Genomic DNA, 800 nt, shown 5'->3' on the forward strand with positions numbered 1-800 from the left:
AAAGTCGAATTTCCAGCAGTTTCTGTCTCATTAATGAAGTAATTTTATGTGCAAATCCTGTTACCACTGTGGTGAAGATGTACCAGCAAACACGGATTTTAAAGTAGAAATACTTGGCGAAGTTCGTGAGATGTGCTGCCCGGGGTGTGAAACTGTCGCACAAACTATCGTAGATAGCGGTCTTGTTTCTTACTACCAGTACCGAACCGCACCCGCTGAAAAAGCAGACCTCGTTCCAGAACAACTTCAAGCCCTGATCCACTATGACAATGAAGATGTTCAATCAGAATTTGTACGTAATCATGACAATGTATCTGAAGTAACATTATCTCTCGAAGGTGTATCCTGCGCCGCTTGTGCATGGCTTATTGAAAAGCAAGTATCCAGCGCTAAAGGTTTAGTCTCCATACGGGTAAATACGACAACAAACCGAGCTTTGCTTGCGTGGGACAAAACTCAAGTTAAGTTAAGTGAACTGCTTTCAGTTATTCATAAGCTTGGTTATAAAGCCGCGCCATTTGAAGCAGACAAACAAGAAGCATCTTATCACCGAATGATGAAGCAGTACCTTTACCGATTGGGTATTGCTGGCTTAGCGACGATGCAAGTAATGATGCTTGCTGTGGCGTTGTATTTAGAAGTGTTTGGCGATTTGGAACCCGAATTTAAAAACTACTTCCGATGGGTAAGTTTGATTTTCGCTACACCAGTTCTTCTTTACTCTGCCCTACCATTTTACCTTAATGCTTGGCGAAGCATTAAAGGGCGAACTCTAGGCATGGACGTCCCAGTTTCGATCG

General features: G+C 42.9%; 1 protein-coding gene. It reads left to right on the forward strand.

Features of this window, described 5'->3' with window-relative positions; all coding sequences use genetic code 11:
* Positions 1–46 precede the first annotated feature (46 nt).
* Positions 47–800: heavy metal translocating P-type ATPase metal-binding domain-containing protein (locus tag R7R24_RS26075; RefSeq protein ID WP_318120025.1), on the forward strand; the 754-nt coding region annotated here is incomplete at its 3' end.

Source organism: Vibrio sp. 704 (genome assembly GCF_033339295.1).